The organism is Bradyrhizobium brasilense (genome assembly GCF_029714345.1).
Lineage (GTDB): Bacteria > Pseudomonadota > Alphaproteobacteria > Rhizobiales > Xanthobacteraceae > Bradyrhizobium > Bradyrhizobium australafricanum.
The window spans coordinates 774,090-789,692 of sequence record NZ_CP121669.1 but is presented as its reverse complement, the minus strand read 5'-3'; the positions used below and the strand labels follow the sequence as shown (position 1 = coordinate 789,692).

At 64.7% G+C, this 15,603-nt stretch carries 14 protein-coding genes; 10 read left to right on the top strand and 4 right to left on the bottom strand.

The features are described from left to right. Positions 1-57 precede the first annotated feature (57 nt). From QA635_RS03535 to QA635_RS03520, 4 genes are all read left to right on the top strand, one after another. The gene (locus tag QA635_RS03535; protein ID WP_038385636.1) at positions 58-1,005 is read left to right on the top strand and encodes a sugar kinase; all 948 of its coding nucleotides are present in this window, start codon (positions 58-60) and stop codon (positions 1,003-1,005) included. Positions 1,006-1,081: 76 nt separating this feature from the next. Further along, a complete protein-coding gene (locus QA635_RS03530; protein ID WP_016848075.1) occupies positions 1,082-1,582 on the top strand; it encodes an Lrp/AsnC family transcriptional regulator in 501 nt (166 codons plus the stop codon). Between the two features lie 157 nt (positions 1,583-1,739). Next, positions 1,740-2,051, top strand: a complete 312-nt coding sequence (locus QA635_RS03525; RefSeq protein ID WP_229161883.1) for a hypothetical protein — start codon at positions 1,740-1,742, stop codon at positions 2,049-2,051. After that, entirely contained in the window at positions 2,032-3,498 is a 1,467-nt protein-coding gene (locus tag QA635_RS03520; protein ID WP_283066956.1) for a methyl-accepting chemotaxis protein, read from the top strand. The genes QA635_RS03525 and QA635_RS03520 overlap by 20 nt, the downstream gene beginning before the upstream one ends. Positions 3,499-3,618: 120 nt before the next feature. On the opposite strand, the gene QA635_RS03515 is transcribed toward QA635_RS03520, so the two are convergent. Beyond that, a complete protein-coding gene (locus tag QA635_RS03515) occupies positions 3,619-5,118 on the bottom strand; it encodes a phosphomannomutase/phosphoglucomutase (protein ID WP_283066954.1) in 1,500 nt (499 codons plus the stop codon). A gap of 392 nt (positions 5,119-5,510) precedes the next feature. On the opposite strand from QA635_RS03515, the gene QA635_RS03510 reads away from it, so the two are divergent. Further along, on the top strand, positions 5,511-6,062 hold the full coding sequence (locus QA635_RS03510; protein ID WP_283066952.1) for a hypothetical protein: 552 nt from the start codon (positions 5,511-5,513) through the stop codon (positions 6,060-6,062). Between the two features lie 9 nt (positions 6,063-6,071). Next, a complete protein-coding gene (locus QA635_RS03505; protein WP_283066950.1) occupies positions 6,072-6,557 on the top strand; it encodes a hypothetical protein in 486 nt (161 codons plus the stop codon). A 276-nt stretch (positions 6,558-6,833) separates the two neighbouring features. Here the strand turns inward: QA635_RS03505 and QA635_RS03500 are convergent, their stop codons facing one another. From QA635_RS03500 to hrpB, 3 genes are all read right to left on the bottom strand, one after another. After that, positions 6,834-7,334 carry a TIGR02281 family clan AA aspartic protease gene (locus QA635_RS03500; RefSeq protein ID WP_076834957.1) on the bottom strand — a complete coding sequence of 167 codons (501 nt, stop codon included), beginning with the start codon at positions 7,332-7,334 and terminating at the stop codon, positions 6,834-6,836. Between the two features lie 212 nt (positions 7,335-7,546). Continuing rightward, positions 7,547-8,998, bottom strand: coding sequence for an NCS1 family nucleobase:cation symporter-1 (locus tag QA635_RS03495; protein WP_283066948.1), 1,452 nt, complete (start codon positions 8,996-8,998; stop codon positions 7,547-7,549). A gap of 219 nt (positions 8,999-9,217) precedes the next feature. After that, entirely contained in the window at positions 9,218-11,686 is a 2,469-nt protein-coding gene (gene hrpB, locus QA635_RS03490) for an ATP-dependent helicase HrpB (RefSeq protein ID WP_283066946.1), read from the bottom strand. Between the two features lie 211 nt (positions 11,687-11,897). Between hrpB and QA635_RS03485 the strand changes: the two genes are divergently transcribed. The 4 genes from QA635_RS03485 (at position 11,898) to QA635_RS03470 (ending at position 15,586) form a co-directional block, all read left to right on the top strand. Then, positions 11,898-12,965, top strand: a complete 1,068-nt coding sequence (locus QA635_RS03485; protein ID WP_283066944.1) for an acyltransferase family protein — start codon at positions 11,898-11,900, stop codon at positions 12,963-12,965. A gap of 246 nt (positions 12,966-13,211) precedes the next feature. Next, complete coding sequence (locus QA635_RS03480; protein ID WP_057018990.1) at positions 13,212-13,823, top strand: sigma-70 family RNA polymerase sigma factor; 612 nt, start codon at positions 13,212-13,214, stop codon at positions 13,821-13,823. A 411-nt stretch (positions 13,824-14,234) separates the two neighbouring features. Further along, positions 14,235-14,990: a cytochrome c biogenesis CcdA family protein gene (locus tag QA635_RS03475; RefSeq protein WP_341850432.1), complete on the top strand. Its 756-nt coding sequence runs from the start codon at positions 14,235-14,237 to the stop codon at positions 14,988-14,990. A 17-nt stretch (positions 14,991-15,007) separates the two neighbouring features. Next, positions 15,008-15,586: a thioredoxin family protein gene (locus tag QA635_RS03470; RefSeq protein WP_283066939.1), complete on the top strand. Its 579-nt coding sequence runs from the start codon at positions 15,008-15,010 to the stop codon at positions 15,584-15,586. The last annotated feature ends 17 nt before the right edge of the window (positions 15,587-15,603 follow it).

The window sequence follows — 15,603 nt, the reverse complement described above, 5'->3', positions numbered from 1 at the left end:
CCGATTAAAGCTGGACACAGTTCTGGCAGTAACGGAACCATTGCGACGGATCCCCGCATGAATTTTCAGAACGGCGCCCCGAAAGTCCCGCCCCGCATCCTCTGCATCGGCCTGCCAGTGCGCGACCTGACCTTTCGGGTCAGTGTCCCGGCGCGCGGCTCCAAGGAGAACGCGACGCATTTCGACGAGATCTGCGGCGGCAATGCGCTGAACGCCGCCATCGGCATTGTCCGCTTGGGCGGGCGCGCTTCGATCTGCGGACCGATGGGCGATTCGCAGGAGACCTCGAGCCGCTACATCTTCGACAAGCTCGCCCAGGAAGGCATCGAGACCAATCATCTGATCCACATGCCGAACCTGGTCACCCCGATCTCGGCGATCATGATCGACGACAGCGGCGAGCGCACCATCGTCACCTTCCGCGATCCGGAGCTCTGGAAGGTCAAGCTGCCGCCGACCGAGCTCTTGCTGGAGGATTGCGCGGCGATCCTGACCGAGAGCCGCTGCGCGCCGTTCTGCACCGAGCTTTGCGCCGAGGCGGTCAAGCGCGGCATTCCCGTGGTGGTCGACGTCGACCGCGCGATGTCGATGCGGGAGGGGCTGCTCACCGCCTCCTCCCACCTGGTGTTCTCCAGCGAGCCGCTGCAGGAGACCGCCGACGTCACCGACGACGGCCAGGCGCTGCACAAGCTCGCCAAGCTCACCCCCTCCTTCCTGGCAGGCACCCGCGGGCCGATGGGCACGATCTGGCTCAACGAGAACGGCGAGCTGGAGGAAACCCCGGCCTTCCCGGTCCATACCGTCGACACGCTCGGGGCCGGCGACGTCTTCCACGGGGCGTTCGCCCTCGCCATCACCGAGAAACAGCCGTTGCGGGACGCGCTGCGCTTCGCCTCGGCCGCTGCAGCGCTGAAATGCACCCGCTTCGGAGGTGCTTATGCCGCACCGCAACGTACTGAAGTTGAAGAATTTTTGGGTCAGCACGCCGACGCCAAGCCGGCCTGAGTCACCACGAATCGCTTGATTTGGAAGATTCTTCTCTATATGAGGGATATTGAACCTTCATATGGAACTTTCTTCTATGACCGATGTCGCCATTCAGCTTCATGACAACAGCCGCCGCCTCGACGCGATCGATCGCAAGATTCTGACCGTGCTGCAGGAGGATGCGTCGCTCTCCGTCGCCGAGATCGGCGACCGGGTCGGACTGTCGTCGACGCCGTGCTGGAAGCGCATCCAGCGGCTCGAGGCCGACGGCGTGATCCTGCGCCGCGTGGCGCTGGTCGACCAGAACAAGATCGGGCTCGGGATTTCGGTGTTCGTCTCGGTCGAGAGCGCCGACCATTCGGAAGCCTGGCTGCGCAAATTCGCCGACGCCGTCAGCGCCATGCCAGAGGTGATGGAGTTCTACCGGATGGCCGGCGACGTCGACTACATGCTGCGCGTCGTGGTCGCGGACATGCAGGCCTATGACGTGTTCTACAAGAAGCTGATCAGTGCCGTGCCGCTGAAGAATGTCACCTCGCGCTTCGCGATGGAGAAGATCAAGTCGGTGACGGCGCTGCCGGTGCCCGCGGCGTAAGCGCCGCCGTACATCCCACACGATAGGTCGATACGCTCCCAGGTAGTTGGCCGGTTCGGCATTTACCTGAAGTTAGCGCCGGCAGCGGTATTCTGCTGCGATGGAGCCGGGGGAGATCTCAGCGAGACGACGGCCTGCCTGGCTGGGCGCGGCCGCATTGCTGATCGCGAGCTGGATCGCGGTCGCAACGCTGTCGCTAAAGGTGCGTGCGGGCAGCGATGTGGTGGCCGTGGCCTTTCCGCCATGGTGGCGCGCCGAGCGCGCGCTGCTGGCCGCCGCAGCCGCCAATGCGTCGATCGTTCGGATGACCGCGATCCCGGCCCTGCTGGTGGTGCGGCCTGACCGCAATGGCGGGCTGGGCCGGCTGTACGAGGCCGGCGCCTTGCTGACCATGGATCCGCAGGCGATCGCCGGCTGCTTCACGGCGGATGACGATCTGGGGGTTGGGGATGACCTTCGAAGGCGATGAAATGGCCGCCCTGCGCGAGACGGCGAGCAAGATCCTGCTCGTGGTGCTCTGGCTGCACGTTCCGATCGCGATCATCGTCGGCATGACGCTGCACACCGACTGGCTGATGCCGGCCGGCTTCATGGTCGCGATGGCGCTCGCCGCGACGGTGTCGTGGCGCGTCTCGGGGAACGGCGTTTCAACCCGCCTGATCGTTGCCGTGGCCCTGATGGCCGGCGTGTCGATGCTGGTCTACCAGTTCGCCGGCCACCGCTGGCAGGTCGACATGCACATGTATTTCTTCGCCGCGCTGGCGTGTCTCGTTGCCTATTGCGACTATCGGCCGATCGTCGCCGGCACTTTGGCGGTTGCCCTGCATCACCTGACGCTGAATTTCATCCTGCCGGCCGCGATCTATCCCGGCGGCGCCGATTTCGGTCGCGTCGTTCTCCACGCCGTGATCCTGCTGATCGAGGCCGGCGTGCTGATCTGGCTCGCGCACACGCTTGCCGAACTGTTCAGGACGTCGGCGCTGAAGGCGGCGGAGGCCGAGGCCGCCGGTGCCGCCGAGGCGCGCGCCAATGCCGAGCGCATCGAGGCCGAACGCGCCAAGCACGATCGCGATGCCGCGCGGCGCGAGCTCGCCGCCGGCTTCGAGCGCAAGATCGGCGAGGTCGTCGAGGCCGTCGCGGTGGCGGCCGGCGCGATGCAGGACCTGTCGGCAACGATGAACGGCAGCAACGCGGAAACCATCCGCCAGGCCACCGCCGCCGCCTCCGCATCGACGCTGGCCTCGAGCAACGTGGAAACCGTCGCATCCGCGACCGAAGAGCTGACGGCGTCGATCAACAACATCGCCGAGCAGGTGACGCGCTCGGCGCGGATCGCCGCCAAGGCCGCCGACGAGGCACGCCGCACCAACAGGGTCGTCGAAGGCCTAGCCGCCGGCACGCAGAAGATCGGCGAGGTGGTGACGTTGATCCAGAGCATCGCCAGCCAGACCAATCTGCTCGCCCTGAACGCAACCATCGAAGCGGCGCGCGCCGGCGAGCATGGCCGCGGATTTGCCGTGGTCGCGAGCGAGGTCAAGGCACTGGCTAACCAGACCGCCAGGGCGACCGAGGAAATTTCAGCCCAGATCCAGGACATCCAGAGCGCGACGGGTGCTGCCGTCAGCGCGATCGGCAGCATCGGCACCACGATCGCGGAAATCGACCAGGTCTCCGGCGAGATCGCGGCCGCCGTCGATCAGCAGGGCGCGGCGACCCGCGAGATCTCCAGCAATTTGCAGCAGGCCGCCGATCGCACGCGGGACGTCAACAAGGGCATCCTCAACGTCAACCGCGCCTCCGAGCAGGCCGGCAGCGCGACCGCACAACTGCTCGATGCGGCCAACGGCCTGTCGTCGCAATCGGAGTGGCTGAAGACCGAGCTGGACCGCTTCCTGGCCTCGCTGCGGGCGGCGTGAAGCTGCGGACACCGACCGTCGCACGCGGGCTTGACCCGCGTGTCCATCGATTTTCAAGAAAGCTTTTCCGAGATGGATTGCCGGGTCAAGCCCGGCAATGACGATCCAGGAGCCGCGTCCTCAGATCTTCTGATTGTACTCGCCGACCTCGGGATGCGTGCGCAGCACGGCATCCATCGCCTCGAACATATCGTGCATGCGCCGCTCGCTGACCGGGCTTTCCACCACGACCACGAGCTCCGGCTTGTTCGAGGACGCGCGCACCAGGCCCCAGCTGCCGTCCTCGACCGTGACACGCACGCCATTGACGGTGACGAGGTCGCGGATGTTCTGGCCCGCGACCTTCCCGCCGTTCTGCTGCAACGCCTCGAAGTGCTTCACCACAGCGTCGACGACGCCGTATTTCGCCTCGTCGGCGCAATGCGGCGACATGGTCGGCGACGACCAGGTCTTCGGCAGCGCGTTCTTCAGGTCGGCCATCGACTTGCCGGGGGCGCGGTCGAGCATTTCGCAGATCGCGATCGCCGACACCAGGCCGTCGTCATAACCGCGGCCGAACGGCTTGTTGAAGAAGAAGTGGCCCGACTTCTCGAAGCCGGCGAGCGCGCCCAGCTCATTGGTGCGCCGCTTCATGTAGGAATGGCCGGTCTTCCAGTAGACCGTCTTCGCGCCCTGCTTCTGCAAGACGGGATCGGTCACGAACAGCCCGGTCGACTTCACGTCGACGACGAACTGCGCGTTGGCGTTGATCGCCGACATGTCGCGCGCCAGCATGACGCCGACCTTGTCGGCAAAGATCTCCTCGCCGGTGTTGTCGACCACGCCGCAGCGGTCGCCATCGCCGTCGAAGCCGAGGCCGACATCGGCCTTGTGCGCCAGCACCGCATCGCGGATCGCGTGCAGCATCTCCATGTCTTCGGGGTTCGGATTATATTTCGGGAAGGTGTGATCGAGCTCGGTGTCGAGCGGGATCACATCGCAACCGATCGCCTCCAGCACCTGCGGCGCGAACGCGCCCGCGGTGCCGTTGCCGCAGGCCGCGACGACCTTCAGCCTGCGCTTCAGCTTCGGCCGGCTGGTGAGGTCGGCGATGTAGCGCGCCGGATAATTCTCGTGGAATTGATAGGAGCCGCCGGCCGTGTTGTTGAATTCGGCGTTGAGCACGATTGCCTTCAGCCGTGACATCTCGTCGGGACCGAAGGTGAGCGGGCGGTTGGCGCCCATCTTGACGCCGGTCCAGCCATTGTCGTTGTGCGAGGCGGTGACCATGGCAACGCAGGGCACGTCGAGATCGAACTGCGCGAAGTAGGCCATCGGCGTCACCGCGAGCCCGATGTCATGCACCTTGCAGCCCGCCGCCATCAGGCCCGAGATCAGCGCGTATTTGATCGAGGCGGAATAGCCGCGGAAATCGTGACCGGTGACGATCTCCTGGCGGACGCCGAGCTCCGCGATCAGCGCGCCGAGCCCCATGCCCAGCGCCTGCACGCCCATCAGGTTGATTTCCTTGTTGAACAGCCAGCGCGCGTCGTACTCGCGAAACCCGGTCGGCTTCACCATCGGCTCGGATTCGAAGGCGTAGGTGTTCGGAACCAGCGCGGGTTTCGGCTTGGGAAACATCAGAAATGGCCTCGTGGAAATGCGGAGGAGCGATGCCGCTGGCTTTAGCGAATGCATCGCCGCAGCGGAAGGCAGGATTGACGGCTTGTGGCCAATAATTAAGGCAGATTTGGCGTCGGCGAATACTTGCACGCCGGCGCAATACGCCGCGCTGTTGCGCCCTGCGAGCTGCTTGACCGCTAATCGCTCCGACCCAGCATGGTTTCCGCAGGGGTGGCGCCAGTGTCCCGAATCCGAAGTTCGCATCATTTGCCGCACCTTCGGAGCGAACTTCGGATTCGATAAGGACACTAGCAAACTTATGATTCTAGTGTGCTTTATGAATGCGAAGTTCGTGAAAGTGGCTGCCGCGAAATCGCACGACAGCACACTAGGCAAGGACAGGCACGGCCGTGCGGTTGACAGCAGCCGGTCAGCCCGGCGTCAACGGGCCGGCGACTGGCAACAGCCCCAGCGGATCGGGTGGCGTCGCTGGCATCAAGCGCTTCGGCGGCGCCGAAGGTGGCGACTTTCCGAGCCGCAATGCGGGGATCGGTTTCGAGAGCGCGGAGCGCGCATGGGACGCTCCCCGTAAGGAAATGATAGACCTTGGTGCCCAATATTACCCGGAAGAGACCAAGAGCAGGGGTTTTATCCCGGAACTGGGCGCGGAAAATCATAAGCGCGGCGGACTATATTACTACGATCAGATAGCGCGCGGATTCCAAGACGGAGCGCTGGGCGGTGGTGTGGGGTTTGGCGACAGCGGTGCGGTGGCACGTGGGCACATGCACTGGGATGATCAGCACGAGAGTGATGGAGATCTAGACAATGCGAAGGCTTATTCGCAGAAAACTCCGGATTATCGAGCGTGGGTTGGATCTTGGGATGGGAGCTATCTGTATTGGCTTCACGGCAAGCCAACGGGGTCGAGAATGCCTGATTGGAATCGATACAAATATTGAGTCATGCCGATGAAAATGTTCGTGCTCGCCGGAGCCTTATGCCTTCTGCTCGCCAATTCAACGGTATGCAAGGCAAACTCGGGCCCCTGGTGTAAGCCGGATGTCGTGACTTTGACTTTCAAAAATCAACAAGGCGGGGATCTTGCGAAGATCGAACTTCGCACCCTCAAGGCAGTTTGCGACCGAAACCCGGAAAAGAAAGGGTTCGGGGTAGGCTTGGAACGGTCGATGCGCATTGAACACAATGGGCAATGGATTGATGTGCCGAGAGAGTGTTTATCCGTTTTTCCTTTTGGGGAAGATGAGGTGTCGCTATCGGGTGACGATGCCGGCCTAGGCATAGCTATCATCGGGAAACCGACGGAGAGAGGCGAGCGTTTAAAAGTCTCGATATTCAAACACGGTGATGAAGTCTTTTGCGTTCAGGTCGTGCGCTGCCCGAATGTCGACGACCCGCCCGGCTATATCAGAGAGTGCAGTAGGGATTTACAGTGAGCACGCCGGGAGATCGGCGCGACGCTCTGCGAAAGCGCCTCAGGTCTGACGTTACCCGCGAACGTCTGGCGCAAATGCCGCGCCGTCGCGAAGATCGACTCGACTACGCTCTCATTCCCAAAATGTGAACAAGCAGCGCACTGAATTCCCTCGCGGCGACTTGTGTGTCCGCCTTCCTCAGTTTCGGCGGAATTTCTGCCGTTCTGAGGAGACGATGCGCATCACGGAGGAAGACATCCAGCGGAAGACTTGGATAGGCTTTGATGCCAATCGGCCTTACTGCTCCAGCAACAATTTGCCGTTGGCATATTCGAAGCGCTTCAGCTTCGACAGGAAGGACAGGCCGAGCAGGTTTTCCGACAGCGCCTCGTCGGGCAGCACCAGGGCATCGACGTCGCGCACGGTGAGGCCGCCGATCTCGATCATGGCGATGCGGGCGCGCGCGGCCTTGATGGTGCCGTTGGCAGTGGTGACGCGCGAGGTGTAATCGCCCGGCACCGGACGCAGGCCGAAGCGTGCCGCGGACGTTTCGTTCAGGGCTACCACCGAGGCGCCGGTGTCGACCATGAAGTTGATGCGCTGGCCGTCGATCCGGCCGTCGGTCGCGAAATGACCGCGAGGATCGGGCGCAATACTGAGCGTGCGGGCGCTGGCCTGCGCCACCGTGACGGCTGGGGCCATGGTCTGCTTTGTGGTGGTCGCGGCGGCGGGCGACATCTTGCTGGCCATCTGAGCCATGAAGGTGCCCAGCCCGATCAGGATGGCCGCGAAAATCATCAGGTTACGCATGACACCATACTCGGAAAACCGACCACGCAATTTCACCACGCCGCCCGCCCCGCCGCGAGCGAGGGCGGCGGCACGAGCCTGCCATTTTGGCGAAAAGGATGAGCGAAGGGTTAATGCGAGCCCCAAGGGGCGGCCGAATGACGTCGGTCGCCCGCAAGGGCCGCAATTTCCGGCCCTCAGGCCGTCTATCAGGCCGTCTCTCAGGCCGTCCTGACGACCGGGCTCGGCATCGCAACGCGCAGCGCGTAATAGACCGCGCCCGCGATCCCGACACCGAAGAACCAGCCATAGACCGCCCACCACGCCGGCAGGATCGAGGTGAAGTTCGGCAGCACCGACGAGAACAGCGCGCCGATGCCGGCGGCGATCAGCGCGCTGACGTTCCAGCCGTTCTGAAAGCGATATTCGCCGTTCTCCTGATACAGCGCCGGCACGTTCACACGGCCTTTGGCGATCAGGTAATAGTCGACCATCATGACGCCGAAGATCGGTCCCATCGTCGCGCCGATCAGCCCGACGAACGAGGCGGCGCTGCCCTCCCAGGGCGCGAACGGATACAGCGCCAGCGCGATCAGCGCCGCGATGTAGCCGCCCTTTTTGAAGTCGATATGCCGCGGAAACACGTTCGAGAAATCGAACGCCGGCGAGACGAAATTGGCGACGACGTTGATGCCGAGCGTCGCCACCGCGAAGGTGACCGCCGCGAGCAGCGCCAGGAACCAGCTGTCGAACTTCGCCGAAATCTGGTCGGGATGCAGCAGCACCTCGTGATAGACGTTGAACGCCGCGATCGTGGTGACGCCGGCGACCAGCGAGAACAGGATCAGATTGACCGGCAGGCCCCAGATATTGCCCTTGCGCAGCGCGGCTGCATCGGGCGCATAGCGCGAAAAGTCGCAGAAGTTGAGATAGAGCGCGGCGAAATAGGTGATCCAGGTCGCGGCGACGGCGCACAGCGCCGGGAACGAGCCGGGCACGCCGGGTACGCCGGCCTCCTTGGTCTTCTCCAGCAGCACGTCCTGCGGGATCGGCGCGGTGAGCGAGATGCCGCCGGCCGCGATGCACAGATAGATCGCAAGGATCAGCATCATCAACCACACCGCAGGTCCCGCCCAGTCCTGGAAGCGCCGCACCGTTTCCATGCCGCGCTGGATGATCAGGAGCTGCAGCGCCCAGATCACGACGAAGCAGATCACCTCGAGCGTGGAATGGCCGAGCATATGGCTGGACTGGTGGAACGCCTTGAAGCTGTCGATGCGCGTCAGCAGCGCGACGATCGCGCCCGAGGCCGCCGCGGTCTGCGCCCCGTACCAGAAGCAGGCGACGACGGCGCGGACCAGCGCCGGGATGTTGGCGCCCCAGACCCCGAACGAGGCGCGCGCCAGCACCGGATAGGGCACGCCGGTCTTCACGCCGGCATTGCCGATCAGGCTCATCAGCACGAAGATCACCAGCGAGCCGACACCGATCGCGAGGATGAAATTGACGAAGCTGCCGCAGAGCAGGAACAGGCTGGCGGCGAGATAATAGCCCCACAGGCTATGCACGTCCGAGGTCCAGACGTTGAAGATGCTGAAGGCGCCCCAGTTGCGTTCCTTGGCCGGCGCCAGGTCTTCGTTGTACAGCGACGGCGATGCATTCTTGATCTCCACGGTGACCTCCCCAAACTGCGAGCCCGTGATCCCATCCCAGCGCGCAAATCTAACCACCGTTTGCGGACGCTCGCCAGCGTTACGTCCCGGATGGTGCGGGTCTATGCCCGTCATTGCGAGCGAAGCGAAGCAATCCATCGTGCGGCATGCGCGGAACGATGGATTGCTTCGTCGCTATCGCTCCTCGCAATGACGGCGATGCATGAGATTCGCGACCCGTCACGTGCCGCGCGGTTTCACGCGCCTGGTCGGCATCGCGCTGGCGGGATCTTCCGGCCAGGGATGGCGCGGATAGCGGCCGCGCAGGTCGGAACGCACCGCAGCGTAACTGCCGCGCCAGAAGCCGGGCAGGTCGCGCGTCACCTGCACCGGCCGCTGTGCCGGCGAAAGCAGTTCCAGCACCAGCGGCACCGCGCCCTTGGCGATCGAGGGATGGGTGTTGAGCCCGAACAGCTCCTGCAGCCGCACCGCGATGGTCGGGCCCTGCTCGGCCTCGTAATCGATCGCGAGCTGCGTTCCGGTCGGCGCCTCGAAATGCGTCGGCGCCTCGCGATCGAGCCGCGCGCGCAACTCCCACGGCAGCAACGCCATCAGCGCGTCCGACAGGTCGCCGGCGGATAGGTCCTTCAGCGCGGTCTTGTCGTAGAGCGCCGGCACCAGCCAGTCGTCGGCACGCACGGCGAGCGCGGTGTCGGACAGATCGGGCCAGCTCTCGTCCTCGGCCCTGCGCAGGAACATGACACGGTCGCGCCATTGCTTGGAGTGCTTCGACCACGGCAACCGGTCGAGCCCGGCCGCGATGAGCCCGTCGGCGAAGACGCGCGCGGTCTCGGCCGAGGGCGACAGCGACATCGGTGCTTCCGACAGCGTGATCGCGTGCAGCGAACGCCGGCGCCGCGCGCGCAGCGCCATCGCGCCGCGGTCGAACGTCACCTCTTCCACGTTCTCGATCTGGTCGGCGAAACGCTGCTCGATCTCCTCCTGGGTGATCGGCGCCGCCAGCAGGATGCGGCCGCTCGCCGCCGTGCCGGTCAATTCGGCAACCGCGATATATGGCAGCCGCGCCAGCGCCGCGGTCTGTTCGACGGCGGCGCCGCGGCCGTTGGCCAGCACGAAGCTGCCATTGCCGCGGTTCCTGGCGACCCGATCCGGGAATGCGAAGGCCAGCATGACGCCGGTGGAGAGATCCTTCGCTTCGCCGACAGCCGACTTCACCTGCGCGGCCCAGCGCGCCGCCATGCTGCGGGCGCTCGATGCGCGCTGCGAACGGTCGCGGCGGAACTGGTCGAGCCTGACGTCGAGATCGACACTGTCGCCGCCGAGCCCGCGCTCGGTCAGAACCGCGGCGATCTCGGCCGCCTCCTCGCCCATACCGAAGCGGGCGGAATCCACGATCATGCGCGCCAGCCGCGGCGGCAGCGCAAGCGCGCGCAGGCTCTGTCCCTCCTCTGTCATGCGACCATCGCCGTCGAGCGCCCCGAGCTCGGACAGCAGCGATCTGGCCTCCTTCAGCGCCGGCCCCGGCGGCGGATCGAGGAAGGCAAGGCCCGCGGGATCGCTGACGCCCCATTGCGCGAGGTCGAGCACCAGCGAGGACAGATCGGCGGAGAGGATTTCAGGCGCGGTGTAGGCCGGCAGCGACGCGGTCTGCGGCTCGTCCCAGAGCCGGTAGCAGACGCCGGGCTCGATGCGGCCGGCACGGCCGCGCCGCTGATCCACCGCGGCGCGCGAGGCCCGCACGGTCTCGAGCCGCGTCAATGCGATGTCGGGCTCGTAGCGCGGCACCCGCGCCAGGCCGGAATCGACCACAATGCGCACGCCCTCGATGGTCAGCGAGGTCTCGGCGATCGAGGTCGCCAGCACCACCTTGCGGGTGCCCTTCGGCGCCGGCGCGATGGCGCGATCCTGCACGCTGGCATCGAGCGCGCCGAACAGCGGCACGATCTCGACAGAGGCGTCGTGCACACGCTCAGTGAGGAAGGTCTGGGTGCGGCGGATCTCGGCGGCGCCCGGCAGGAAGGCAAGCACCGAGCCGGCATCGGCGCGCAGCGCGGTCGCGATCGTCTCGGCCATCTGCCGCTCCAGCGGCGCGTCGACCTTGCGGCCGACGTAACGGGTCTCGACCGGAAAGGCGCGCCCCTCGCTTTCGACCACCGGCGCGTCGCCGAGCAGTTTTCCGACGCGTGCACCGTCGAGCGTTGCCGACATCACGAGGATCCGCAGGTCCTCGCGCAGGCCGGTCTGCGCGTCGCGCGCCAGCGCCAGCCCGAGATCGGCATCGAGCGAGCGCTCATGGAATTCGTCGAACAGCACCGCGGCGACGCCGTTGAGCTCGGGATCGTCGAGGATCTGGCGCGAGAAGATGCCTTCGGTGACGACCTCGATCCGCGTCGCGCGCGACACCTTCGAACCGAAGCGCACGCGATAGCCGACGGTCTCGCCGGCACGCTCGCCGAGCGTCTTCGCCATCCGCTCCGCGCTGGCGCGCGCGGCGATGCGGCGCGGCTCCAGCACGATGATCTTCTTGCCCCTCGCCCAGGGTGCATCGAGCAACGCCAACGGCACGCGCGTGGTCTTGCCGGCGCCCGGCGGCGCCACCAGCACCGCGGCGTTGTGGCCCTCGAGCGTGCGATCGAGTTCGTCAAGCACGGCGTCGATCGGCAGCGGACTATCGAATTGGCGCGGCAAGGACTTTCATCATCGCAGCGGCGCTCGGGCCGGTGCGTCCCATGGTTAACAAACGGTCTCTTCTCTTGGATTCCACGGCCTCTTAGACCATTCGCCGGCTACGGGAAACCCGCGGAAAGGTCCGGTTTGGTGGCACACCATTTGTATCAATAAAGGAGAAAGCAACCGATCGGGCCGATGATAGGCACGATCACGCCGGAACGAGACAAAGATGACCACGAACGGCACAGCCGCTGCGACAGATCGTTCCGCCCCAGGCGCGAGCGGACGCGTCGACTGGGTCGACTACGCCAAGGGCATCTGCATCATCATGGTCGTGATGATGCATTCGGTGCTGGGGGTCGAGAAGGCCGCCGAGCAGACCGGCTTCATGCATTACGTCGTGATGTTCGCGAAGCCGTTCCGGATGCCTGACTTCTTCCTGATCTCGGGCCTGTTCCTGTCGGTCGTGATCGATCGCGACTGGCGCACCTATCTCGACCGCAAGGTGATGCACTTCGCCTATTTCTACGTGCTCTGGGTGACGATCCAGTTCGGCTTCAAGGCGCCGTCGCTGGCCGCCGAGACCGGTTGGGCCCAGGTTGGGCTGCAATACCTCGAGTCCTTCATCGAGCCGTTCGGCACGCTGTGGTTCATCTATCTGCTGCCGATCTTCTTCGTCGTCACCAAGCTCGCGCGCAACGTCCACCCGCTCGTGATCTGGCTGATCGCGGCAGCGCTGGAGACCGCGCATGTCGCGACCGGCTGGACCGTGATCGACGAATTCTGCTCCCGCTTCGTCTACTTCTACACCGGCTATGTCCTCGCCGATTACGTGTTCGCGCTGTCGGACCGCGCGCGGGCACGGCCCGCGCTTGCCCTGGTCGGGCTTGGGCTCTGGGCGCTGATCAATGGCGGCCTGGTTGCGCTCGAGGCGAGCGAATGGCCGGTCGTCTCGCTGGCACTCGGCTTTGCCGGCGCCTGCGCGATCATCGTGACCGGCACGCTGCTGGCGCGCGCGCACTGGCTTGGCTTCCTGCGCTTCTGCGGCGAGCATTCGATCGTGATCTATCTCGCCTTCTTCCTGCCGATGGCTGCATCACGCACCCTTCTGCTGCGCTTCGGCGTCATCCACGACATCGGCCTGATCTCGCTGATCGTGACCGCGGTCGGCGTCGCCGGCTCGCTCGTGATCTGGCGGCTGGCGCTGGCGGCGCGGGCCAATTTCCTGTTCGAACGGCCCGATGCATTCTGGATTGCCCCGAAAAAGGCGGCGCCCTCGCTGCAGGCGGCCGAATAAGCCCCGACAGTGCCAGAAGTCATAACAGCCGGATTCGTTCCGACGGCGGGAATCCGGCCGTTCGAATTTTCCTCGCATTGAAATTATTGGCTTTTTGGTCCCGAATGTTTCGTCGTCGGGCCGTCGACGAAACAATTCTCCCGTTCACGAAACCATTTTCCGCTTTTCGCGCAGACATCCGGAAACGGGCCGTAACTAACAATTCTCCCAACGAACCGCCGCCCAACGGCGAACTGGGAGCCTGTCATGCCGAACGTCATCGCCATCAACTCTGCAGCCACGAAGCATATCGACGCTGCTCGCGCGACCTCGGATGAAACGCTGCTCGCGCGTATCGCCAAGAATAACCGCACCTCGATGCACACGCTCTATTCCCGTCATAACGTCCGGGTTTACCGCTTCGTGCTCCGCATGGTGCGCGACACCACGATGGCCGAGGACCTCGTGAGCCAGGTGTTCCTGGACGTCTGGCGCACCGCGGCCCAATTCGAGGGCCGCTCGCAGGTCTCGACCTGGCTGCTCTCGATCGCCCGCTTCAAGGCGCTGACCGCGCTGCGCCAGCGCAAGCATGAGGACATCGACCAGGACGACGTGCTGGAGATCGCCGACGGCGCCGACACGCCGGAAACCTCGCTCGATCGCGCCACCACCAGCGAGATCCTCCGCGCCTGCGTGGCCAAGCTGTCGCCGGCTCACCGCGAGATCATCAATCTGGTCTACTACCATGAGAAGTCGGTCGAGGAGGCCGGGCAGATCATCGGGATCCCGCAGAGCACGGTGAAGACCCGCATGTTCTATGCCCGCAAGCAGCTCGCCGACCTCCTGCGGGGTGCCGGCGTGGATAGCGTCGCCGCATAAAGGATTGTAAATTCAACATCTTAAAGGGAGATCACGCGAGCCGGGCAATTGTCCACGAAGCCGAAAAAATCAGGCGACGAAACAATTGAAACAATCGACGACATCACCCGGAAAAACGCGACCTCTATACCTATATCCAACGACGCAACCCCAACCCCAATTCACTGAACCGGTTTCGATACATCTTCGTTCTAACCTCCCAAGTAGCCTCCAACGACCCGGCCGGGATGCCCCCCAGCCGGGTCGCTCTGTATTTGGCGCGACGTCGTGAAGCCGAGCGCGCCTCGCCTCACACAGACGTGACGCGGCCCGCGACCGGCCCGCCGTAACGGCCCAACCGTCCTCGCGAAGAACATCAGGCGTACCCGGCACGGCCCTCTGGCGCGCCGGGACTCTGATGGACGGATGACGATGCTCAGCCTTGCCCTTGCCCTGCTTGCCGGTGTCGCCACCGTCGCCGCCCCTTGCACCCTGCCGATGCTGCCGATCCTGCTCGGGGTATCGATAGGCCAGACCGGCAAGGCGCGGCCCGCGATGATCGCGCTCGGCTTCGTGATGTCATTCTCTGCGGTGGCATTGCTGCTGAGCGCGATCACGCGCGCCTTCGATTTCGATCCGAACGTGCTGCGGACCGGCGCGGCCGTGCTGCTCGCGGGCTTCGGCCTCCTGATGATCTGGCCGGCGCCGTTCGAATGGCTGTCGATCCGGCTCAGCGGCGCTACCAAAGCGTTTTCGAGCGAAGTGGATACCGGTTCGCGTCAAGAAAACGCGTTCAAACAAGGGGGCGGGCTCGGTCAGGCCGCGCCGTCGCAAAGCCTGTTCGGCGGCTTCGTGCTCGGCTCTACGCTCGGCCTGGTGTGGACGCCGTGCGCCGGCCCCGTGCTCGGCTCGATCCTGACCATCGTCGCGACCTCAAAGGACACCGCGTGGGCGAGCCTGCAGCTCGTCACCTATGCGATCGGCGCCGCGATCCCGATGCTTGCGATTGCCTATGGCGGACAGGCCGTCACCACGCGCGTGCGCAGCATGGCGCGGATCGCGCCGCGCCTGCAGCAGGGCTTCGGCGTCGTGATCGTCGCATTCGCCGCGCTGTCCTACCTGCAATACGACACGCTGATCGTGGCGTGGCTGACCCAGTTCTATCCCAACGGCCAGATCGGCCTGTAAGCCCAAAGGAGATATCGATGTCCCTGCGCTCGATTGCCGTATCCGCTCTGGTTACGGGCCTTGGCCTCGGCGGCGCCGTCATTCCCGGCCTCTGCACCGAGTCAGACGCGCCGGCACAGCCAGTGCCGCGGGCGATCGCCATGACAACCGGACAGAGCCAGACCGCGCCCGAATTCGTCGGCATCAGCAACTGGTTCAATTCGCAGCCGCTCAGGCTCGCCGACCTGCGCGGCAAGGTCGTGCTGGTGGATTTCTGGACCTATGGCTGCGTCAACTGCGTCAACACGCTGCCGCACGTCACCCAGCTCTATTCGAAGTACCGGGATCGCGGCCTCGTCGTGATCGGTGTCCACACGCCGGAATTCCCGTTCGAGCATTCGGCCTCCAACGTGCAGGCGGCGCTGAAGCGGCACGGCATCCTCTATCCGGTGGCGCAGGACAACAATTCGCAGACCTGGAACGCCTACCGCAACCAGTATTGGCCGGCGCAATACGTGATCGACCAGAACGGCAAGATCGTGTTCCAGCACGCCGGCGAGGGACAGTACGACGAGATCGACCGCACCGTCGCGCGGCTGCTCAACGCCAATAGCTAAAGCCTGATGAAAATCAG